The sequence below is a fragment of the Pseudoalteromonas neustonica genome, from assembly GCF_001653135.1.
GTDB lineage: Bacteria > Pseudomonadota > Gammaproteobacteria > Enterobacterales > Alteromonadaceae > Pseudoalteromonas > Pseudoalteromonas neustonica.
Genome location: NZ_BDDS01000002.1, coordinates 393,113 through 414,829 on the forward strand (window position 1 = coordinate 393,113; position 21,717 = coordinate 414,829).

At 39.2% G+C, this 21,717-nt stretch carries 20 protein-coding genes; 6 read left to right on the top strand and 14 right to left on the bottom strand.

Features of this window, described 5'->3' with window-relative positions; translation table 11 throughout:
- The first annotated feature begins 98 nt into the window (after positions 1–98).
- Positions 99–1,772: an asparagine synthase B gene (asnB, locus tag A7967_RS05065; protein WP_054203642.1), complete on the top strand. Its 1,674-nt coding sequence runs from the start codon at positions 99–101 to the stop codon at positions 1,770–1,772.
- Between the two features lie 123 nt (positions 1,773–1,895).
- On the opposite strand, the gene A7967_RS05070 is transcribed toward asnB, so the two are convergent.
- From A7967_RS05070 to A7967_RS05080, 3 genes are all read right to left on the bottom strand, one after another.
- Complete coding sequence (locus A7967_RS05070) at positions 1,896–2,372, bottom strand: GreA/GreB family elongation factor (protein ID WP_054203641.1); 477 nt, start codon at positions 2,370–2,372, stop codon at positions 1,896–1,898.
- A gap of 276 nt (positions 2,373–2,648) precedes the next feature.
- Positions 2,649–3,317, bottom strand: a complete 669-nt coding sequence (locus tag A7967_RS05075; RefSeq protein WP_054203640.1) for a DUF2987 domain-containing protein — start codon at positions 3,315–3,317, stop codon at positions 2,649–2,651.
- Entirely contained in the window at positions 3,310–4,119 is an 810-nt protein-coding gene (locus tag A7967_RS05080; RefSeq protein ID WP_054203639.1) for a glucosaminidase domain-containing protein, read from the bottom strand. The genes A7967_RS05075 and A7967_RS05080 overlap by 8 nt, the downstream gene beginning before the upstream one ends.
- A 169-nt stretch (positions 4,120–4,288) precedes the next feature.
- Here A7967_RS05080 and A7967_RS05085 point away from each other — a divergent pair, with 169 nt between their 5' ends.
- The gene (locus tag A7967_RS05085; protein WP_054203638.1) at positions 4,289–5,578 is read left to right on the top strand and encodes an anti-phage deoxyguanosine triphosphatase; all 1,290 of its coding nucleotides are present in this window, start codon (positions 4,289–4,291) and stop codon (positions 5,576–5,578) included.
- Positions 5,579–5,640: 62 nt separating this feature from the next.
- Here A7967_RS05085 and A7967_RS05090 read toward each other — a convergent pair whose 3' ends face one another.
- Entirely contained in the window at positions 5,641–7,797 is a 2,157-nt protein-coding gene (locus A7967_RS05090; RefSeq protein ID WP_054203637.1) for a prolyl oligopeptidase family serine peptidase, read from the bottom strand.
- Positions 7,798–7,996: 199 nt separating this feature from the next.
- Here A7967_RS05090 and A7967_RS05095 point away from each other — a divergent pair, with 199 nt between their 5' ends.
- A complete protein-coding gene (locus tag A7967_RS05095; RefSeq protein ID WP_054203636.1) occupies positions 7,997–8,326 on the top strand; it encodes an Mpo1-like protein in 330 nt (109 codons plus the stop codon).
- A 78-nt stretch (positions 8,327–8,404) separates the two neighbouring features.
- Positions 8,405–10,252: an ABC transporter ATP-binding protein gene (locus A7967_RS05100; protein WP_054203635.1), complete on the top strand. Its 1,848-nt coding sequence runs from the start codon at positions 8,405–8,407 to the stop codon at positions 10,250–10,252.
- A 71-nt stretch (positions 10,253–10,323) separates the two neighbouring features.
- Here A7967_RS05100 and trhO read toward each other — a convergent pair whose 3' ends face one another.
- Entirely contained in the window at positions 10,324–11,331 is a 1,008-nt protein-coding gene (trhO, locus tag A7967_RS05105) for an oxygen-dependent tRNA uridine(34) hydroxylase TrhO (RefSeq protein WP_054203634.1), read from the bottom strand.
- A gap of 210 nt (positions 11,332–11,541) precedes the next feature.
- On the opposite strand from trhO, the gene A7967_RS05110 reads away from it, so the two are divergent.
- Both A7967_RS05110 and A7967_RS05115 read left to right on the top strand, forming a co-directional pair.
- On the top strand, positions 11,542–12,870 hold the full coding sequence (locus A7967_RS05110) for a DEAD/DEAH box helicase (RefSeq protein WP_054203684.1): 1,329 nt from the start codon (positions 11,542–11,544) through the stop codon (positions 12,868–12,870).
- A gap of 2 nt (positions 12,871–12,872) precedes the next feature.
- Positions 12,873–13,706 (top strand): CvfB family protein, encoded by an 834-nt coding sequence (locus A7967_RS05115; RefSeq protein ID WP_054203633.1) that lies wholly within the window; start codon positions 12,873–12,875, stop codon positions 13,704–13,706.
- A gap of 10 nt (positions 13,707–13,716) precedes the next feature.
- Here A7967_RS05115 and A7967_RS05120 read toward each other — a convergent pair whose 3' ends face one another.
- The 9 genes from A7967_RS05120 to serC all read right to left on the bottom strand — a co-directional run bounded on the left by A7967_RS05120 (position 13,717) and on the right by serC (position 21,675).
- The gene (locus A7967_RS05120; protein ID WP_054203632.1) at positions 13,717–14,091 is read right to left on the bottom strand and encodes a hypothetical protein; all 375 of its coding nucleotides are present in this window, start codon (positions 14,089–14,091) and stop codon (positions 13,717–13,719) included.
- 98 nt (positions 14,092–14,189) lie between these two features.
- Complete coding sequence (gene pyrF / locus A7967_RS05125; RefSeq protein ID WP_054203631.1) at positions 14,190–14,894, bottom strand: orotidine-5'-phosphate decarboxylase; 705 nt, start codon at positions 14,892–14,894, stop codon at positions 14,190–14,192.
- 48 nt (positions 14,895–14,942) lie between these two features.
- Positions 14,943–16,079, bottom strand: a complete 1,137-nt coding sequence (gene lapB / locus A7967_RS05130) for a lipopolysaccharide assembly protein LapB (RefSeq protein WP_054203630.1) — start codon at positions 16,077–16,079, stop codon at positions 14,943–14,945.
- Between the two features lie 2 nt (positions 16,080–16,081).
- Positions 16,082–16,363, bottom strand: a complete 282-nt coding sequence (locus tag A7967_RS05135) for a lipopolysaccharide assembly protein LapA domain-containing protein (RefSeq protein ID WP_054203629.1) — start codon at positions 16,361–16,363, stop codon at positions 16,082–16,084.
- 21 nt (positions 16,364–16,384) lie between these two features.
- Positions 16,385–16,672: an integration host factor subunit beta gene (ihfB, locus tag A7967_RS05140; protein WP_016707218.1), complete on the bottom strand. Its 288-nt coding sequence runs from the start codon at positions 16,670–16,672 to the stop codon at positions 16,385–16,387.
- A 62-nt stretch (positions 16,673–16,734) separates the two neighbouring features.
- On the bottom strand, positions 16,735–18,402 hold the full coding sequence (gene rpsA / locus A7967_RS05145; protein WP_029216020.1) for a 30S ribosomal protein S1: 1,668 nt from the start codon (positions 18,400–18,402) through the stop codon (positions 16,735–16,737).
- A gap of 95 nt (positions 18,403–18,497) precedes the next feature.
- Positions 18,498–19,208, bottom strand: a complete 711-nt coding sequence (gene cmk, locus A7967_RS05150; RefSeq protein WP_054203628.1) for a (d)CMP kinase — start codon at positions 19,206–19,208, stop codon at positions 18,498–18,500.
- 107 nt (positions 19,209–19,315) lie between these two features.
- On the bottom strand, positions 19,316–20,593 hold the full coding sequence (gene aroA / locus A7967_RS05155) for a 3-phosphoshikimate 1-carboxyvinyltransferase (RefSeq protein ID WP_054203627.1): 1,278 nt from the start codon (positions 20,591–20,593) through the stop codon (positions 19,316–19,318).
- Positions 20,593–21,675, bottom strand: coding sequence for a 3-phosphoserine/phosphohydroxythreonine transaminase (serC, locus tag A7967_RS05160; protein ID WP_054203626.1), 1,083 nt, complete (start codon positions 21,673–21,675; stop codon positions 20,593–20,595). Before serC ends, aroA begins: the two co-directional genes overlap by 1 nt.
- Positions 21,676–21,717 lie beyond the last annotated feature (42 nt).

A 21,717-nucleotide genomic window follows, 5' to 3' on the forward strand; every position in this document is an offset into this window, starting at 1 on the left:
AAAGCTATGTGACTTAGTTAATTGTTTCTGTTAAAACAAAGGTTAGCGCTTAGGAAAATGTACCTATGCTACACACATGATAGGAATGAGGAGTTACTATGTGTTCAATTTTTGGTGTATTAGACATAAAGTCTGATGCCACACAATTGCGTAGTCAAGCAATTGAAATGTCAAAATTACTGCGTCATCGCGGCCCTGATTGGTCAGGTGTCTATTCATCTGACAAAGCGATTTTAGTCCACGAGCGTTTAGCTATCGTAGGTGTATCTAGTGGAGCGCAGCCACTATATAACCCAGAGAAAACCCATATTCTTGCAGTGAACGGTGAAATTTATAATCATAAAGAACTCGCTGCTCAACTTGAAACTGACTTTACGTTTCAAACACAATCAGATTGCGAGGTTATTCTTGCGCTATACAAACAAAAAGGCCCCGACTTTTTAGATGATTTAAACGGAATTTTTGCTTTTTGTTTATACGATGAAGAGCAAGACGCTTATTTAATTGGCCGTGATCACATTGGTATTATCCCGCTTTATACCGGCCATGATGAACATGGTAATTTTTATGTTGCCTCAGAGCTCAAAGCACTGTCACCTATTTGTAAACACATAGAAGAATTCCCTCCAGGGCATTTTTTATGGAGTAAAGATGGCGCGCTCACAGCTTATTACCAACGTGATTGGGAAACATTCGACGCAGTTAAAAATAATAGCGCAAAAGCAGAAGACGTAAAGGATGCGCTTGAAGCAGCCGTTAAGCGCCAATTAATGTGCGATGTACCATACGGTGTTTTACTCTCAGGTGGATTAGACTCATCGGTGATCTCAGCCATAACTCAGCGATTTGCCGCAAAACGCATAGAAGACAACGACGAAAGTGATGCATGGTGGCCAAAATTACATTCATTCTCTGTTGGTCTTGAAGGATCACCAGATTTAGCGGCTGCACAAAAAGTAGCTGATATGATTGGCACAGTGCATCACCCTATTCACTTTACAATTCAAGAAGGGATAGATGCATTAAAAGAGGTTATTTACCATATTGAAACCTACGACGTAACAACTATACGCGCTTCGACGCCTATGTATTTAATGGCACGTCAAATAAAAGCAATGGGTATTAAAATGGTACTTTCAGGTGAAGGGGCCGATGAACTATTTGGTGGCTATTTATACTTCCATAAAGCACCTAATGCGCAAGAATTTCATGAAGAGCTAAATCGTAAAGTATCTAAACTGCATATGTTTGATTGCCTACGTGCTAATAAATCAATGGCAGCTTGGGGCGTAGAAGCGCGCGTGCCATTTCTTGATAAAGAATTTGTTGATGTAGCCATGCGAATAAACCCAGAAGCCAAAATGTGTGGCAATGGCAAAATCGAAAAACATATTTTACGTGAAGGTTTTGAAGGTTATTTACCTGACGAAGTACTATGGCGTCAAAAGGAACAATTCTCTGACGGTGTAGGCTATAACTGGATTGATACCTTAAAAGAGTTTGTTGCTGAGCAAGTGAGCGATCAAGACTTAGCGAATGCTAAGTTTAAATATCCAATAAATACCCCTGATTCTAAAGAAGCCTATTTTTACCGGACTATCTTTGAATCACATTTTCCGGGAGACGCAGCCGCTAAGTGTGTGCCTCATGGTAAATCAGTGGCCTGCTCTACGCCTGAAGCGCTAGCATGGGATGCTTCATTTCAAAATAATGCAGATCCATCAGGACGAGCTGCGGGTATACATAACGACGCCTACACGCAAAAAAGCTAGGTATATACCCAAATCACCTCAAGATGTGAGGTGGTTTGAGTATATTGTTTCCGACTTAATTTAAGTTGAACTCTGGTAATGTCCCCACTTGCCATAGTTCAACTTAACTAAAACAATAACTTTTTATGCGATAGAAGCAACGCACAACAAACGTGTTTTTTCACCCGCACTAAATGAAACATCATCACCTACTTTTTTATTCAATAGGGCTTTACCAAGCGGCGATAATGGTGTGAGAACATAAACAGAAATGCTTTTAATCGTCACTTTTAAGCCACCTGAATAAGGCCCGATAAAATACCAATTAAGTACATCATCTTCATCACTTAAGCATACTAAAGACCCTATTGTCACCTTCGTCGATGAGGGTTCTTTAAAGGCTTTTTCGAATGCTTTAATACTCATATGGCATTCATTCACACGCTGCGCTTGCCCTTGCGCTAAATACGCTGCTTCAAGCCCTAGCGTATCATATTTGTTTTCTGCAACATTTTCTTCGTGAGTGGCAGTATCGTGAGCCGTTTTAGCCGCGGCTTGTGCTGTGGTTAATTGCGCTTCAAGAGCAAAACGTAGGTGTTCTATAACATGGGCTTTATTCATAGTCTGTGTTCATACGTGCTATAAAAATCAATAATATCTCTATTTTAACGTGCTTTGAGTGCGTTGTAACTGAATTGACAAAAATGACTGATACCTTACCTAGTTGTATCGAAATAGCACCGTTAGTGATATTCGTAGATTAAGTAAATTATTGGTTGATATCTTTTAGGGGTATTTATTACATGATTTAAGTAACCAAAATCAATATGATACTAAACGAAAGAGGCTTAAGCAGATAAAATAATTAAGCACTGCACACAGTGCTTAATAAAATAGTTAATTGGCTATCCAAGGAGTGACTCTAACAAGCGTTGCGGTGATATTAAACGCTGTTTTATCGCCTTCCCACTCGTCAGAGATAGCGACATGGCAAACCACACCTTCACATGTAAAGGCAGGATCAGCAACTACGATAGGTTCTGCAAACGTCAACACAACACCTTTTTGTTCCGGTAATAAAAAGCTCATTAATTTACTAATGAAAAAACCTGACAAGTTAGATAGTAATTCATCAAACTCTTGATCAAGTTGATAAAGATGCTTTTTATTTAAATAGCTTGCGTTAAATTCACGCGCTTCTATTTGTAATTTTAATTGGCAATCATGATTGTCATTTTGTGGTTCAATGACAACGACCGCTTTATCAGAATCTAGTTGTTTATCAAACGGTAATAGCATTTGAGCTTGATCGGTGTAGTTTAACGGGAACTCCTGTCGCTCAGTAATAATACGCCCAGTTTTAATTAAACAGGCATCATTTGTTGCAATGTCTGTGATATAGAAATTAACTTGCGCAAACTGAAAGTCCCCTTTGTTTACCACTTTTAAACGGTCATAAAAGCCATCATAAGAAACAACAAACTCTTTGGCGTGAATACTAAAAGTACCTAACAGCATGAATGTAATAATAATATAACGGGGAAGGCTGAACATTAACTTATTCATCAAAATACGCTCGGTTTTGGTTTATCATTTGGTTTAATTCCTCAATGTATGCTTCTCTTCGTTCTGAATACGATATTAAACCATAGGTTAACTTTGTTGCAGATACAGGTTTTTGTTGGCGACGTAAATCAGCACGAATCGAGCGTAATTCTTTATATGCACCATGCGTGTTAATATTTTTAAAATATGAGTTTACCGCTGCACGAACTGATTTAAATGCTGCAACTTCATGTTTTGCTTCGGCATTACGTCTATTTGGTACCATGCCACAGCCTTTACTGTAACACCACTGGCCAAAAAAATTCAATCCAATACGGGCAAATCGTGATGTTCCCCACGCAGATTCGTTGGCTGCCTGCATTAGTGCCAATTCTTTTGGAATAATATCAACACGGCGTAAGGCTTGATTTAAAGACAAACTATTAATCGTGTCAGGCAATTTATAGCTATTTAAAATTGCTTTTACTTGCTTGGTTTGTTTCTCATTAAGGGGCTCATCGTATTGCAACATCATTAACGCAATTTCTAATGTTGCGCGTTGCTGGCGAATTTTTTTATTTTCAGCCTCAATATGTGGGCGAATAAAGTCGAAAAAAGCATGCTTTTTTTCTTTCACATCAGTGAAGCTGTCAAACTTAGGTAATTTTACCGAATGCAATGGCTTTTCTATTTTCTTAACAACAGGTTTTTTTTCTGCTGTCGTTTGTGGTTCGCTTAGCGAAGTTGGACGTTGTATAAATGGGTAACTTAATGCCCAGATAAAAAAGAGGCTCATTAGAAAACGAAAAACGTATTTAAGCATGTATCATCTCAAAAAAACTAGCAGTTATGCATGGTAAATACACATGCACTCGACAAATCATTATACCTAAGCATCTAAATAAAGGCGAATTAACACAATTGTTATAATTCAAAAATTTCAGCTACAATTCGCTCATCAAACGTGTAAGTTATTATTAGGTATTGAATTCATGAATTTAGACTGGCAAAAGCGTATTATTGATCAGCAAAAAAATCGACCAAATGATAACCGCTCGCCTTGGCAAGTTGATCGCTCTCGTATTATCCATGCAGCTGCATTTAGGCGCTTACAAGCTAAAACGCAAATAATGGGGATTGGCTTAAACGATTTTTATCGTACCCGCCTTACACATTCTTTGGAAGTTGCGCAAATAGGCAGCGGTTTGCTGCGTCATTTAAAAAATCAACATACAGATTTTCATCATTTCCCCACGACCAGTTTACTAGAGACCCTTTGCTTAGCACATGATATTGGTCACCCCCCCTTTGGCCATGGTGGTGAAATAGCGCTTAATTATATGATGCGTGATCACGGGGGCTTTGAAGGCAATGCACAAACGTTGCGTATAGTTGCTAAGTTAGAGCCATACAGTAATGGCCACGGTATGAACTTGACTCGCCGCACTTTACTCGGGTTCATCAAGTACCCAGCACTCATTGATGATTTATGGCATACAATCCCTTCGCACTCCACTAGTCAGCGATTTATTAAGGCCGATGATTGGCGCCCTGCTAAAGGCTTATACAGCGACGATAAAGAAATTCTACATTGGATAAAAGCCCCGCTATCAGTTCATGACCAAACGCTTTTAGCTAGCCACAAAAAAGTTGATAACTATCGTTCTAAAACTAATTATAAATCCCTTGATGCAGCGATTATGGAACTTGCAGATGATATTGCCTACGCAGTACACGACTTAGAAGATGCGATCGCAACACACACTCTGACTTTAACCGATTGGCAAAATCACGCCGTTCCTGCACTAACAGCCATTGACTCACCTTGGTTAAAAAGCAATTTAGCTTCGATAACTCAGCGCCTGTTTTCACCGTTTGATTATGAGCGTAAAGATGCCATAGGCGAACTGGTTAATACGTTTATTATTCATGCCCATTTAACAGAGCAAAACAGTGTGTTTGAATGCCCAATTTTACAAGCTGGTGTAGAGTTACCAGATCAATATGCTGGTGCACTTCAGGTACTAAAGCAATTTGTGTTTAATCAGCTAATTCGAGAGCCACATATGCAACAGATTGAATTTAAAGGCCAAAACTTACTAATTGAGCTATTTAATGCCTTTGCAAGTGATCCTTTACGGTTATTGCCGATAACTACACAGCATATTTACTTACAAGCAAGTAAACAAAATCAAGGCATGCGAGTTATTTGTGATTACTTGTCTGGCATGAGTGATGAGTATGCGTATAAAACATACGAGCGACTTTTCTCACCAATTTAAGTTTTTAAATAAAAAAAGCCACTTACGACAAGTGGCTTTTATACTTATTTATTTTATAACGATTAAAGTGATTTAATGCCCATATTATAAAGGGTAAAACCATAGATATCTGCGTATTGATCAATGATTTTACTCGTTGGCGTGCCCGCACCATGACCTGCATTCGTTTCAATGCGGATAAAGTATGGATTTGCACCTGCGCCTTTTGCTTGTAATTCTGCCGCAAATTTGTATGAATGCGCAGGAACAACACGGTCATCATGATCGCCTGTGGTGATCATCGTAGCTGGGTATTTTACACCCGCTTTAACATTATGAACTGGCGAATAACCATGAAGGTAGTCGAACATTTCTTTACTTTGCTCACTTGTACCGTAGTCGTAAGCCCAACCAGCACCTGCAGTAAATGTATGGTAACGTAACATATCAAGCACGCCTACCGCCGGTAACGCAACTTTAAATAATTCAGGGCGCTGAGTCATAACAGCACCGACTAACAAGCCACCGTTTGAGCCACCACGAACAGCTAAATAGTCACTTGATGTGTATTTTTTCTCGTTAAGGTATTCAGCTGCAGCAATGAAGTCATCAAACACATTTTGCTTTTTCAGTTGCGTACCAGCGTCATGCCACTGCTTACCATATTCACCACCGCCACGGATATTTGCAACGGCGTAAACACCACCTTGCTCAAGCCATGCGGCTACAGTAGAACTAAAGCTTGGTGTTAAGCTTGCGTTAAAGCCACCATACCCGTACAAAATTGTTGGGTTAGTACCATCAAGTTTTACATCTTTTTTGTACGATATAATCATCGGTACTTTCGTGCCATCTTTTGATGTATAAAAAACTTGCTCTGACGTGTATTGCGCAGAGTCAAATTTTGCACCCGATTTACGATATACGTCAGATTGTCCTGTATTTACGTCAAACGAATAGGTATTTCCTGGTGTCGTATAATTTGCAAAAGAATAATATAAGGTACTGCTCTCTTTTTTACCACCAAAGCCACGAGCTGTACCAACACCCGGTAGGCTAATTTCACGTACCAACTTACCTGCTTTATCAAATTGTTTAACTTTTGAAATTGCATCTACCATGTATTTTGCAAAGAAAAAATCGCCGCCTTTTGACATACTTAAAACGTTGTCAGTTTCAGGGATAAGATCTTGCCAGTTTTCAGGTGTTGGGTTTGCAGCATCAACAGTAACTACTTTTTTGTTTGGCGCATTAAGATTAGTCACCAAATATAGTTTGCTACCGTCATTATCAAACACGTATGTATCTGAATCAGTGTGCCCTAATATCGTTACGAGTTTACTGTCAGGTTTTGTTAAATCTTTAATAAACAGTTTATTACCAGATGTTGATACACTGGCTGATATCACTAAATATTTATTATCTCGTGTTACTGATGCGCCAATGTAACGGTGTTTCTCGTTATCTGTACCACCAAAAATAAGTTCGTCTGCTGTTTGCGCAGTACCTAACTTATGATAGTAAACTTTATGTTGATCAGTCTTTGCTGATAACTCACTGCCTTTTGGTTTATCGTAGCTTGAGTAATAGAAACCATCGTTACCAACCCACGAAATACCGCTAAATTTAACATCGATTAGCGCGCTTTCAATTTGTTCTTTTGTTTGGGTATTAATAATAATAACTTTGCGCCAATCACTGCCACCTTCCGAGATCTGATAAGCCGCTAATGAACCATCTTCAGAAAAAGTTAAGCCAGACATTGAAGTCGTACCATCTTCACTGAATTTATTCGGATCTAAAAATACCTCAGCATCACTTTCACCTTTACTGCGATAAAGGACATATTGATTTTGTAAGCCATCATTTTTATAAAAATACGTGTAATCGCCTTCGATAAAAGGGGCCGTCACTTTTTCATAATTCATTAATTTTTCAAGGCTGGCTTTTAATTTGTCGCGGTATGGAATATTTTCAAGATACGAAAAAGTAAGGTTATTTTGTGTTTTAACCCAATCAGCCGTGTCACTGCTCATATCATCTTCTAACCAGCGGTAAGGGTCAGCCACTTTTTGATCAAAATAAACATCAACTACTTCACCCTTTTTCGTCTCAGGGTAAGTAACACTTTGTGCCTTTTGATCTTTGACCTGCGTATTTGTTGTCGCAGAACTTGATGTGTTGTCAGAACAACCACTGAGCGCAACAAGCACGGCGCAAGCTAAAACTTTTTTTAACATCGTATTATTTCTTATAGGACAATTTATTAGATCGAGTAACATATTTCCTTAGTGCCTCCTTGTCTAGCGTAATGCGACTAATAAAAGGCTAGACTGTAAATATATGTAAACCTATAACGGACATTTAGATGGACTTGTTTGCACTTTTAGTGCCATTGCGTTAACAATAAACACTTCACTTGAAGCTGGTATAAATATAATGAAAAAGCAAACCACAGAGCAAGGCACAATCCAATTTACTAACTTTAAAGACTTTTATCCCTATTATCTGCAAGAGCACACTAATACAACAAATAGACGTTTGCATTTTATTGGCAGTTGTTTAGTTGTCATAGCTATTTGCTACGCTTTGCTCACACTAAACCTCAAAGTATTTTGGTTATTACCCATTATTGGCTATGGTTTTGCTTGGGTTGGGCACTTTTTCTTTGAAAAAAACCGTCCCGCTACCTTTAAACATCCTCTCTATAGTCTGCTTGGTGATTGGGTGATGTTTAGAGATATACTAACAGGTAAAATTAAGTGGTAAATAAGACTTTAAATCCCCCTGTTTTTGTCCCTTTTCAATGATATAGTGAAGGTCATTTTTACTATTTAAGATATTAAAATGTATCGATTATTTGAGCGGATGACTAAGCCGTTCCCTGAAGATAAACCAACGCAACCGCCCTCAACCTTATTTGCCTTTTGCCGCCATTATACAAAAGGTATGGAACTGTCGCTCGTTTTCATGTCACTTAGTGCTGCGCTGCTCGCTATTTTAGAAGTATCGCTGTTCAGTTATATGGGGCAATTAGTTGATTGGCTAAGTATTCACACACCCGAAACATTATTTGTTGAGCAAAAATCTGAACTTATTAAAATGGCTGTGGTGCTATTAATTATTTTACCACTGGTGGTCTTTTTTCATTCAGCAATATTACACCAAGCTCTATTGGGTAATTACCCAATGTCAATCAGGTGGTTAGCTCATCGTTATTTACTACGTCAAAGTGTCAGTTTCTATCAAAATGAGTTTTCAGGAAGAATTGCAACCAAAGTAATGCAAACCTCTCTTGCTGTGCGCGAAACGGTGATGAAGTTACTTGATGTACTGATGTACATTGTGGTGTATTTTAGCGCTATGGTATTTTTAGTTGCCGCGGCAGATTGGAGACTGATGATCCCACTGCTGGTATGGCTTACATTTTATACCCTAATACAGCTTTATTTTGTGCCAAAACTCAAAAAAATAGCCAGCTCGCAAGCCGATGCCCGCTCAGAAATGACAGGTCGTATTGTCGACAGTTACACCAATATTTCTACCATTAAGCTTTTCTCTTACACACAACGTGAAGAACAATACGCCAAAGACAGCATGGATGTTTTTTTACAGCCAGTTTATAAACAAATGCGTTTGGTCACGAGCTTAAATTTTGCGATTCAATCCCTTAACTACCTTTTAGTGTTCAGCGTCGCTGCATTATCTTTGTATTTATGGTCGTTAAGTGCCATTAGTGCCGGTGCTATTGCGATAGCAGTAAGTTTATCACTGCGATTAAATGGTATGGCCCAATGGATAATGTGGGAGATTAGTGGTTTGTTTGAAAACATAGGCACTGTTGCTGATGGCATGAAAACACTTTCAAACCCTATTGACGTTGACGATGCCCCAGATGCTCATACTCTTAATGTGAGTGATTGTGTTATAAATTTTGAAAACGTGCATTTTAATTACGGTAAAGCTGCCAATGAAACAAATAGAGGCCCTGTGATCAATGGTCTCGATTTAAATATCAAAGCAGGCGAAAAAATAGGCTTAGTTGGTCGTTCCGGTGCGGGCAAATCAACCTTGGTTAATTTACTGTTGCGTTTTTACGATGTTGACAGTGGAGCTATTAAAATTGATGACCAAGATATTTCAAAGGTCAGCCAAGAAAGCTTACGCAAACACATTGCAATGGTCACTCAGGACACGTCATTACTACACCGCTCTGTTAAAGAAAATATCTTATATGGTCGCCCTGATGCGAGTGACCAAGAGATGTTAAACGCTGCAAAGCAGGCTAAAGCCCTCGAATTTATAGATGACCTTGAAGATAGCCAAGGTAACAAAGGTTTTGCAGCACAAGTGGGTGAGCGCGGTGTTAAACTCTCGGGCGGGCAACGCCAACGTATTGCGATCGCACGCGTACTCCTAAAAAATGCACCTATCCTTATTTTAGATGAAGCTACAAGCGCACTTGATTCTGAAGTTGAAGCTGCAATTCAAGCCAGCCTTGATGATTTAATGACAGGTAAAACAGTAATTGCAATTGCACACCGTCTTTCAACGATCGCTCAAATGGACAGACTCATTGTACTTGATGAAGGCGGTATTGTTGAGCAAGGTAGTCATGATGAATTACTCGTTCAAAATGGGATTTATGCTGCGTTATGGGCACATCAAACGGGTGGATTTATTGGGGTTGAATAGAGTACTAAAATGTCCGAATGATAAAAAAGAGCCTTAGTGGCTCTTTTTATCATTATTAATAAGTGGTTAGATTATTTACCGCGTTGCGCATCTTTTTGTGCTTTTTTAGCATCTTTGCGTTTTTGTAAAACCGCTTGCGCTTCATTACCTATATGACCTTCACCACGCGCTTGTGCCAGCTCAATTTGCTTTTGGCGCTCTGCAAATCGTTCTCTTTGTTCATCTGTAACGTTGTCAATACAGTGATGACACGATACACCTTCCATATACTCTGATTTTAGTTTTTCAGCCTCTGTGATTGGCATACGACAAGCATGGCATTGATCATACGAACCTTTTTGTAAGTCGTGATCCACCGCAACGCGGTTATCAAAGACAAAACATTCACCTTCCCACATTGTTTCTTCTTTTGGCACTTCTTCTAAGTATTTTAAAATGCCGCCTTCGAGATGATATACATCTTCAAAGCCTTGCTCTTTCATATAAGCCGTTGATTTTTCACAGCGAATACCACCCGTACAAAACATCGCTACTTTTTTATGTTTTGTAGGGTCTAAGTTTTCCTTTGCCCACTGCGGGAACTCGCGAAATGTTTTAGTATTTGGATCAACGGCATTTTGGAAAGTACCGATTTCAATTTCATAGTCATTTCGGGTATCAACTAGAATAACCTCAGGATCTGAAATCAACGCATTCCAATCTTGTGGCTTGACGTAACTGCCAACAACTTTGAGCGGATCAACACCTTCAACACCCATAGTCACGATTTCTTTTTTAAGCTTTACTTTCGTACGATAAAATGGGCATTCATCATCAAACGACTCTTTACTCACAATGTTATCGAGGTTTGGTTGAGTATCAAGCCACGATAGTAAATTATCGATACCTTCGCGCTTAGCTGATACTGTGCCATTAATCCCTTCAGCAGCAATTAATAAAGTACCGCGTACTTCATTGGCTTCCATTACATCTAAAAGTGGTTGACGAAGTGCTTCAAATTCAGGGAGTGCAACAAATTTATACAGCGCGCATACAACAAAGTGCTCACTGGTGACATTATCTTTATGTACTGCAGTCATGGGTATTCCTATTTTGCTTTAGCCGTTATTGGCGGTAACCGAATCGTAAATCCGGCGCATTGGGGCGCATATTTTACGCATTTTACGGTTAAATGCAAAAAAAGCAGTGATAAACAGGTTTTTACTGTCGGCCAAGCACTCTACTACGCTATAATAGCGACATTATTGTTGGCTTATACCCAATTAATTGCTCATTTGGAGAAATACACTTTGCACTTTACTGATCTTGGGATTGATACTCGCCTTGAAACACAATTAGCTCATCAAGGGATCACCCAGCCTACAGATATTCAAGCCCATGCAGTGCCAACAGCACTTGCAGGTCATGACATTTTCGCTCAGTCTAAAACTGGGTCAGGCAAAACCTTAGCTTTTTTACTCCCAGCAGTTCAACGAGTCATGAAGCAAAAAGCGCTCAGTAAACGCGATCCTCGAGTACTTATCGTCGCGCCTACTCGCGAACTTGCTACACAAGTATTTACTCAGCTTCGACTTTTAATTGCGGGTACTAATATTAAAGCGGTAAAAATACTAGGCGGTGAGAATTTTAATGATCAAATTAAAGCTCTTCGTAATGATCCACAATTCGTTATTGCAACACCTGGACGTTTAGCTGATCACATAACAAAACGCTCATTACAATTAAGTGGCCTTGAATTACTTATTTTTGATGAAGCAGACCGAATTTTAGATTTAGGTTTCACCGAACAGCTAAAAATGATCAATGAACAAGCGGATCATCGCCTGCGTCAAACCTTATTGTTTTCTGCAACACTTGATCATGCCCAAGTTGATGCGCTATCACGTAATTTATTAAAAAAGCCAAAACAAATTACGCTCAGTGCCGCTAACGAACAACATTCAGACATTAAGCAAAGTTTATTTTTAGCTGATCACCTTGATCACAAAGAAGCATTGCTTGAGCACTTTTTAAAGCAAGATGATGTGGGCCAATGTATTATTTTTACAGCAACCCGTGCAGATACAAGCCGTTTAAGTGATGCGCTCAATGCTAAAGGATTTAAAGCACAAGCCTTAGCAGGTGACCTTGCACAAAATAAACGTCTTGAGATTATGGACAGCTTTAGTCGTGAAAACTTTAAGATTTTGATTACAACAGATGTCGCATCCCGCGGCCTTGATTTACTCAGTGTCACACACGTAATTAATTTTGATTTACCTAAACACGCTGAAGAGTATGTTCATCGTATAGGCAGGACAGGTCGTGCAGGTTTTAAAGGCACTGCAATTTCACTCGTTGGACCTAAAGACTGGTTAAGCTACAAAGCAATTAAAGCTTTTTTAAATGATGAACTTGAGTTTCATACCATCGAAGGGCTTAAAGGTAAATTTAAAGGTCTCCGCGAACCAAAACCTGATGCTATTTGGGCTAAAGAGCAAGATAAAGCAAAACCAAAAGCAAAGGTAATGACCAAGCGTAAGTCTAAGCCTAAAAAGCCACAAGCACCGATTAAAGCCCCCCTTAATATTGATGGCGATGCCCCAATGCGCCGTCGTAAAAAGCCAGAACAGGAATAATTATGAGTTACCTCGGAACCACCCAAACACTATTCGTTAATGAAGTAAGTAACGAAGGCGCGTACCTTGATGGTCATGACCTAGGCGAGGTTTTCTTACCAAGTAATGAAATCAAATATGAATTAGAAGCTGGCGATAGTATCAGCGTATTCATTTTCTTAGATAATGCTAACTTAGCAACAGCAACAACTAAAAAGCCATTAGCACAAGTGGGTGAGTACGCCCTGCTTCGCGTAAAAGAAATGAACAGCATTGGTGCTTTTTTAGATTGGGGTCTTGAGAAGGATGTACTTGCACCATTTAACGAACAAAAACCTAGAATGCAAGAAGGCTATTCTTATTTAGTTCGTTTGTACTTAGATAATGCAAGTGGCCGTATTTGTGCTTCAAATAACTTTAATCGCTTCATCAATAAAACTGAACCAGAATATACACCACTGCAAGAAGTACAATTGATTGTCGCCGGTAAAACGGATATTGGCTATAAAGTGTTAATTGAAGAAGCACATTATGGCGTAATTTTTTACAACATGGTGTTTAAAAACATGTTTGTTGGCCAGCGCTTAACTGGTTTTATTCAAAAAGTACGTGAAGACGGAAAAATTGACGTCATTCTTGAAAAACCAGGAATGGGAAAGGTAAGTGACCTTGGTGAAAAAATAATGGATAAATTAAAAGCCGAGGGCGGTGTCATTGCACTTGGCGATAAATCAGATCCAGAAGTAATCAAAAAAGTTTTTTCAACCAGCAAAGCTAATTATAAAAAAGCGATTGGTGGTTTATTTAAGCAAGGTTTAATTGATATAGAAGCAAAAGCAATTCGCTTAAAAGCTTAAATAACAAAAACTAACCCACTAAATTTTTATAGGGCAAGGTACACTGTTTGTAATCTTGCCCATACTCATCTAAATCTTCTTTATTTTCAATATTAAATGGCGCTAAACGTAAAACTTTTACCTCACATTTATCCTTAGCAAGATCATGAGCTGAAATACATTCTGAAACATCACTTTTCATTTGGGTTAATCTTTCTTCATTCTTCTCGCATACATGATGGATATATTTAACAAGCGTTAGCTTAAAGTCAACGAGATTGACAGGATAAATATTGAATGCATCGCTCACATTTGATGAATCATCAAATGAATTAGCAGAAACCCCATATTTATTAACCGAAAAATAGATAACAAACAACAAAATAGAAGTAATAATATATTTCATAAAAAGCCCATACAACAAACTAATATAGGCTAATATAACAGATCAGTTATAAATTGTAATTAAAAACATTGGTACTAAAGTATAGGTAAACGTTAATTTTAAGAAATCGAATTATTAACATTTATCAAAACAGAAACAGGATCATCTGCTTGTGTTATAGGACGACCGATAACTAGATAGTCACTACCATCGTCAATAGCTTGTTTTGGTGTCATTATCCGCTTCTGATCACCTGCTGCGCTGCCTTCTGGGCGAATACCAGGTGTAACAAGTTTAAAGTCACTTCCTAATATTGATTTTAGTTGTTTGGCTTCTTGTGCTGAGCACACAACGCCATCTAACCCCGACTCTTTAGCCAGTTTTGCTAAATAAACTACCTGTTCAGCAGGTGTTTTATCAATACCGAGTCTTTTTAATTCGGCACTATCCATACTTGTTAATACTGTAACTGCAATTAATAATGGCGCTTCATCACCAAATTGTTCAAGTGCTTGCTTCGCTTTAGTCATCATTTCAACACCGCCACTGGCATGAACATTAACCATCCAAACACCCATTTTTGCAGCCGCCGTTACCGCTTTTGCAACCGTATTAGGAATATCATGAAACTTCAAATCTAGAAATACATCAAAACCTAAATCAATGAGTTCTTTAACAAAAGCAGGCCCAAAGTAAGTAAACATTTCTTTGCCAACCTTTAAGCGGCAAGTATCTGGTGATAATTGTTTAACGAAATTTAAAGCTGTTTGTTGATCATCATAATCGAGGGCGATAAGAACTTTTTTTGAATGTTCGAGAGACATAACTTTCCTAAAACTAATTGTAGAAGTAAGTGAATATTTTATAGAAAACTAAAAACCGTCTAAACCACGGCTTGGTACAATGGTTTCCCAATGTTTACACGATGGACAAACCCAATAAATTGTATGGCTGGTGAAACCACAGTGTTGACATTGAAAATCTGGTTTTGTGGCAATATAAGAGGTGACTAACTTATCGATTTGATCAAGCACATCTTTAATATCTGTATTTTGTTTAGCAAGAAGCTGTAATAAAAAACTAAAACCGCGAATTGTAGGTTGACGCTTTAAGCTATCAGTTAAAAATTTAATTGCTTGATCTGTGTGCCCTTGCTCAAGTAATGCTTGGCAATGTTTTATTTTTATCAACACCCCGCCCTTATCAAGCAATTGTAAAAGTAACGCATGAAATTGCTCAGTCAACTTTAACTGATTATAGCTGTGAGCAAGATCATCAATAAATAAAGGAGCAAAAAAAGTAAAAGTACATATCAGCTCACGCCAATAATAAATCGCTTTTACATAATCCTCTTTTGCATAAGCAGACTTACCTAATTCATACAAAGGGCGAATTGCTTTATGATTTAGACTAATAGCTTTGCGCATAACTTGTGGGTCGTTATCTATTAACGCAGCCTCACAATAAAAATTGGCTATGGCTTTAAAATGCTGTGGCTTTGAAAATAAGTCGCTGTGAGCCTCGAACATATTAATACCTTTTTCCCATTCACGTGTTTGTGAATATAAATTAAGTATCGGTTCTAATGCATCACTGTGGTTTGCTTTTATCAACCACACTAAATGCTCTTCGGCGCCATCAAGCAAACCCGCCATAATATAATCTTCGGCAAGTTCAAGTCGGCTACTGGCAGCTTGTTGTTCATTAAGGCTTGGGTGTTTAAGCAGTAGTTCGTGAATTTTTATCGCGCGGTCTAGCTCGCCTCGACGGCGAAACATAGTCGCAAGTGTAGAATAATGTTCAACAGAGTCAGCTGATACTTCAAGCAAGTTAATTAAATGCTCAAGACCTTGATCTTCTTCTCTGTCGAGTAAAAACTTTAAGCCTTTACTGTATTCAGACGTGATCTGACGATTTAGCTGATGAGCTTGGTTTTTAGCACTGTTCTTACCCATTATCCAGCCATAACCAGCCGCAACAGGCAAAAGTAAAAACAAAAGCTCAATCATAATTAAGAATCTTTATTAGCTACGAGCTTATTTTTATTTTTTTCAGGTGCTAATTTTTTTTTCAAACGGTAGTTTTGCCACTTCAATTGTGAAAACAACTTAAAGCTTATAAAGCAACCGATCACGACACCTAAAGCAAAACAGATACTTATAATCATTGCGAGGGGTAACGTATTACTGGCAATAATATAATTGATTTTCACCAAGTGCGGATTTTGCGAACCAAGTACAAATGCAAAAATTAGGCATATTGCTACCAGAATAATTTTTAATACCCTAAACAAGTAACTACTCCAACTTAATAACTAGGCAATACTCGCATTTACACGATCGCGTAATTCTTTGCCTGGTTTAAAATGTGGTACATGCTTACCTTCTAACTCAACAGTATCGCCTGTTTTAGGGTTACGACCTGTGCGAGGTGAGCGAAAATGTAATGAGAAACTACCAAAACCACGAATTTCTATGCGATCTGAGCTTGATAATGAGCCGGCCATTTGTTCAAGAATTTCTTTAACAGCATTTTCAACATCTTTCACAGGGACATGTGCGTGTTGCTCGGCTAATTGTTCTATCAATTCTGACTTAGTCATAACGTTTCCTTAAAAAGAGATAAAGGAAGGGCAACACTGCCCTTCCAATTAAGACTGATTAATTAGTCTTTTTGTGCATTTGCGAAAGCAGCTGCCATTGCGTTTTCAAACACTGGCTCTTCTTTCTTAAGCTTTTCTAGTACTTCTTTCTCTTCTGCTTCGAAAAGAGCTTTAACTGAAAGGCTTAAAGTGCGGTTCTTACGATCAACACCAACATATTTCACTTCAATTTCGTCGCCTACAGAAACAACAGTAGTTGCATCTTCAACGCGCTCTTGAGCGATATCAGCTACACGGATGTAACCTTCAACGCCTTCGATAAGTTCAACAGTTGCGCCTTTCGCATCAACTTCAGTCACTTTACCTTTAACAATAGCACCTTTTTTGTTTGCATCAAGGTAGTTATTGAATGGGTCAGCTTCGATTTGCTTAACACCTAGAGAGATACGTTCACGCTCTGGGTCAACTTGCAATACGATAGCAGTGATTTCGTCGCCTTTCTTGAATTCACGTACAGCGTCTTCGCCAGGTGTATTCCAAGAAATGTCTGAAAGGTGTACAAGACCGTCAATACCACCGTCAAGACCGATAAAGATACCGAAGTCAGTGATTGATTTGATCTTACCAGTAACTTGATCGCCTTTGTTTTGAAGACGAGCAAATTCTTGCCAAGGATTAGCAATACATTGCTTAAGACCAAGTGAAATACGACGACGTTCTTCGTCAATTTCAAGAACCATAACTTCAACAGTGTCGCCAAGGCTAACAACTTTTGAAGGATGGATGTTCTTGTTAGTCCAATCCATTTCAGAAACGTGTACTAGACCTTCAACGCCTTCTTCGATTTCTACGAAGCAACCGTAATCAGTAAGGTTAGTTACACGACCAGAAAGTTTAGAACCTTCTGGGTAACGACCAGCGATAGCTGCCCATGGATCTTCGCCAAGCTGTTTAAGACCTAGAGATACACGAGTTTTATCTTTGTCGAATTTAAGAACTTTAACTGCGATTTCGTCGCCAACATTAACGATTTCTGAAGGGTGCTTAACACGCTTCCACGCCATATCAGTAATGTGTAGTAGACCATCAACACCACCAAGGTCAACGAATGCACCGTAGTCAGTAAGGTTCTTAACGATACCTTTAACTTCTTGACCTTCAACAAGGTTAGCAAGAAGCTCTTCACGTTCTTGTGAGTTTTCAGATTCGATAACTGCACGACGTGAAACAACAACGTTGTTACGTTTTTGATCAAGCTTGATTACTTTAAATTCAAGCTCTTTGCCTTCAAGGTGAGTTGTGTCACGTACTGGACGAACATCAACAAGTGAACCAGGTAGGAAAGCACGGATTGAATCAACTTCAACTGTGAAACCGCCTTTAACTTTACCGTTGATAACACCAGTAACAGTCTCTTGCTCTTCACATGCTTTCTCAAGACGGATCCATGCTTCGTGACGCTTAGCTTTCTCACGAGAAAGGATAGTTTCACCGAAACCGTCTTCAATTGCATCTAGTGCAACATCTACTTCGTCGCCAACAGCAACTTCTAGTTCACCAGCAGCATTTTTGAACTGCTCTGCAGGGATAGCACTTTCTGATTTAAGACCAGCATCTACAAGTACAATGTTGTTCTCGATTGAGATAACTGTACCTTTAACAATAGAGCCTTGCTCTGCTTCAAAACCCTTTAAGCTTTCTTCAAATAACTGCGCAAAATTTTCTGACATACGAATATACGTCTCATATATTATTACCAATTAGCAACCATGCTGCATGGGGTTGTTAAAATAGCACTGGCATCCTGCTGGTGCATAAAATGTGTTTAGTTTCGTTTAGGAAACTTACCTTCAGATATTGCAATATCGATTAAAGTTATAACTTTATCAAATACTTGCTGAGCATTAAGCTCGCTAGTATCGAGTTCAATTGCATCATCTGCAGGCACAAGCGGCGCAACAACGCGATTCATATCGCGATCATCACGTGCTTTAATGTCTTCTAATAGACCACTTAGTGTAACATCAAGACCGCGCTCATTCAACTCAACAAAACGTCTACGAGCACGTTCTTCTGCACTTGCGGTTAAATATATTTTCAATGGCGCATCTGGAAACACGACAGTGCCCATATCTCGGCCATCTGCAACTAAGCCATTTTCTGTGCGAAATGCGCGCTGGCGGCGTAATAAGGCCTCTCTAACGCGTGGTAACGCTGCAACTTTTGACGCTGCAGCACCAACCTCTTCATTACGTATTGTAGTTGATACGTCTTCGCCTTCAAGAATAACTTTTCCAGCATTTGTTTGACTATCCACTAAAAATTGCACATCTAAATTGGCAGCTAAAGGCACTAATGCCTCTTCGTTGTCCAATGCAATTTGATGGTGAAGTGCAGCCAGTGATAAAACACGATAAATAGCACCACTGTCTAATACATCCCACCCTAATTTCTCGGCTAACAAGCGACAAACAGTTCCTTTACCTGAACCACTTGGGCCATCAACGGTGATTACGGGCATTAATAACGCCTGCATTTAAACCTCCTTCAATGCACACCAAAATAAAACCGCCATATTATACGTCAGATAATTAAATTTATCCGCTTTTTGTATGTAACTTTTTATATCAACAACGCTGTACCTTAATGACTTACTGACGCTAGGGTCTTGAAAAATGTCGGAAATGTTTTATAGGTACATTTAGGATCATTAATTGTAATTGCTTTTCCACCTACTGCTACCATAGCAAAACACATGGCTATGCGGTGATCGTCGTACGTATCAATTGCAACGTCATTAAAGTGTGTTGGGGGGATAATTTCGATAAAATCTTCCCCTTCAACAACTTCAGCCCCGACTTTACGAAGCTCAGTTGCCATTGCATGTAAGCGGTCAGTTTCCTTTACGCGCCAATTATAAATATTACGAATAGCTGTAGGGCCATCTGCAAATAAAGCCACTGTTGCAAGTGTCATCGCTGCATCAGGAATAGCGTTGGCATCTATGTCTACACCTTTCAATTGCCCTTTGCGAACAACTAAGCGCTCATCATACCAATCAATTTTAGCACCCACCTGCTCCATCACTTTGGCAAAACCAATGTCACCTTGCACTGATTTAGCACCAACGCCTTTGATTTCTATTTCACCACCTGCAATCGCAGCTGCAGCTACGAAATAAGAGGCTGATGACGCATCACCTTCAACCATAATGCGTTCAATCGCTTGGTATTGCTGTGCGCCTTTTACGATAAAGGTTTTGTAATCATCATTCGCTACTGCAATACCAAAACGTGCCATGACATCGAGGGTAATATCAATATACGGTTTTGAAACTAACGCGCCTTTAATTGTGATCTTGGTGTCACCACTGAATAAGGGGGCTGCCATTAATAGCGCGGTTAAAAATTGACTTGAAATACTGCCGTCAATTTCAACCTGTCCGCCCTTAATCTGTCCACCCACGATTTTTAGTGGCGGATAATCTTTATTTTTTAAATAAGTTACATCACCGCCAAGCACTTGCAGTGCATCAACCAAATGACCAATTGGTCGCTCTTCCATACGCGGTTCACCAATTAATTCGTACTCGCCTGATACAGCAGCAAGTACGGCCGTTAGAGGACGATACGCTGTACCAGCATTACCAAGAAATAATGGCTCTGATGGGGTTAATAACTGCCCGCCAACACCTTTTACTGTTGCAACTGTTTTATCATCATTGAGACTTACATCTACACCCAATAATTTTAATGCGCCTAGCATGTGGCGAATATCGTCACTGTCCAATAAATTTTCAACAACTGTTGTACCTTCAGCAAGTGCTGCCAATAATAAAATACGGTTTGATAAACTTTTTGAGCCAGGTAATGTCACGCTACCATTTACGTTATTAATTGGCTCTAAACGTAGTTGCTCCATTAGCTGTTCTCCTTGGCAAACTTTGCCATGAAATCAACTAAAGCCTGTACACCGGCAAGTGGCATTGCGTTATAAATACTCGCGCGCATACCACCAACAATACGGTGTCCCTCAAGGGCTAGTAAACCAGCTTCTTTAGCGTGTGATAGAAATTGCTGATTCAAACTTTCATCGTTTAACCAAAATGGTACATTCATGCGTGAACGACAGTGTTTTGCCACTTTATTGTTATAAAATGGCGACTCGTCAATAAAACCATAAAGTAATTCGGCTTTTGCAATGTTTTGCTGTTCCATGGCTTTAACGCCACCATTTTGCTCAAGCCATTCGAACACTTCCGCTGCTAAATACCATGCAAATGTTGGCGGTGTGTTATACATACTGCCTTGCTTAACCTCTAGCGCGTAATCAAATACACCAGGTTTAGCTAAGCCTTGGCGCTCTAACAAGGTTTTACGGATGATGACAATGGCTAAGCCTGATGGACCAATATTCTTTTGCGCGCCAGCATAGATTAAATCAAACTTATTGACGTCAAATTCACGAGATAAGATCGTTGATGACATATCTGCGATTATGGGTGCAGTAGGATGACTTGGTACGTCAAACACTTCAATACCATCAATGGTTTCATTAGGGCAATAATGAATGTATGACGGATCCGCGGGGAATTGCCATTCGCTCACTGGCTTGATTGAAAATTGCTCATCACTATCATTACGTACATCAAGCTCTGTCACTTGTGTAAATTTTAATGCCTCAGTTACTGCGCCTTTTGACCATACGCCGTTTTCACAATACACGGCGGCTTTGTCATCGAGGTGCAAATTTAACGGTACTGCAGCAAATTGACCGCGACCACCACCGTGCATAAATAATATTTCAAACTCGTCACTAATATCCATCAAACGGCGTAGACTTGCTTCACATTTTGCTGTGAGCGCTAAAAACTCTTTACTTCGGTGGCTTATCTCCATCACCGACACACCTAAATCTTGCCAATCAACAAATTCTTTTTGTGCTTTTGCCATTACTTCTGGCGGCAACATTGCAGGCCCCGCACAAAAATTATATTTACTCATTACCTTTCCTCATTCCAGTAATTTAACAATAAGAGTGTATAT

Coding starts and splice junctions, on each gene's coding strand:
- aroA (WP_054203627.1), bottom strand. CDS start 20,593: ATGGAGCAACTACGTTTAGAGCCAATTAATAACGTAAATGGTAGCGTG.
- rpsA (WP_029216020.1), bottom strand. CDS start 18,402: ATGTCAGAAAATTTTGCGCAGTTATTTGAAGAAAGCTTAAAGGGTTTT.
- A7967_RS05120 (WP_054203632.1), bottom strand. CDS start 14,091: ATGAAATATATTATTACTTCTATTTTGTTGTTTGTTATCTATTTTTCG.
- lapB (WP_054203630.1), bottom strand. CDS start 16,079: ATGATTGAGCTTTTGTTTTTACTTTTGCCTGTTGCGGCTGGTTATGGC.
- asnB (WP_054203642.1), top strand. CDS start 99: ATGTGTTCAATTTTTGGTGTATTAGACATAAAGTCTGATGCCACACAA.
- A7967_RS05080 (WP_054203639.1), bottom strand. CDS start 4,119: ATGCTTAAATACGTTTTTCGTTTTCTAATGAGCCTCTTTTTTATCTGG.
- A7967_RS05095 (WP_054203636.1), top strand. CDS start 7,997: ATGAAAAAGCAAACCACAGAGCAAGGCACAATCCAATTTACTAACTTT.
- cmk (WP_054203628.1), bottom strand. CDS start 19,208: ATGCAGGCGTTATTAATGCCCGTAATCACCGTTGATGGCCCAAGTGGT.
- A7967_RS05085 (WP_054203638.1), top strand. CDS start 4,289: ATGAATTTAGACTGGCAAAAGCGTATTATTGATCAGCAAAAAAATCGA.
- A7967_RS05100 (WP_054203635.1), top strand. CDS start 8,405: ATGTATCGATTATTTGAGCGGATGACTAAGCCGTTCCCTGAAGATAAA.
- pyrF (WP_054203631.1), bottom strand. CDS start 14,894: ATGTCTCTCGAACATTCAAAAAAAGTTCTTATCGCCCTCGATTATGAT.
- A7967_RS05115 (WP_054203633.1), top strand. CDS start 12,873: ATGAGTTACCTCGGAACCACCCAAACACTATTCGTTAATGAAGTAAGT.
- A7967_RS05075 (WP_054203640.1), bottom strand. CDS start 3,317: ATGAATAAGTTAATGTTCAGCCTTCCCCGTTATATTATTATTACATTC.
- ihfB (WP_016707218.1), bottom strand. CDS start 16,672: ATGACTAAGTCAGAATTGATAGAACAATTAGCCGAGCAACACGCACAT.
- A7967_RS05070 (WP_054203641.1), bottom strand. CDS start 2,372: ATGAATAAAGCCCATGTTATAGAACACCTACGTTTTGCTCTTGAAGCG.
- serC (WP_054203626.1), bottom strand. CDS start 21,675: ATGAGTAAATATAATTTTTGTGCGGGGCCTGCAATGTTGCCGCCAGAA.
- A7967_RS05090 (WP_054203637.1), bottom strand. CDS start 7,797: ATGTTAAAAAAAGTTTTAGCTTGCGCCGTGCTTGTTGCGCTCAGTGGT.
- trhO (WP_054203634.1), bottom strand. CDS start 11,331: ATGACTGCAGTACATAAAGATAATGTCACCAGTGAGCACTTTGTTGTA.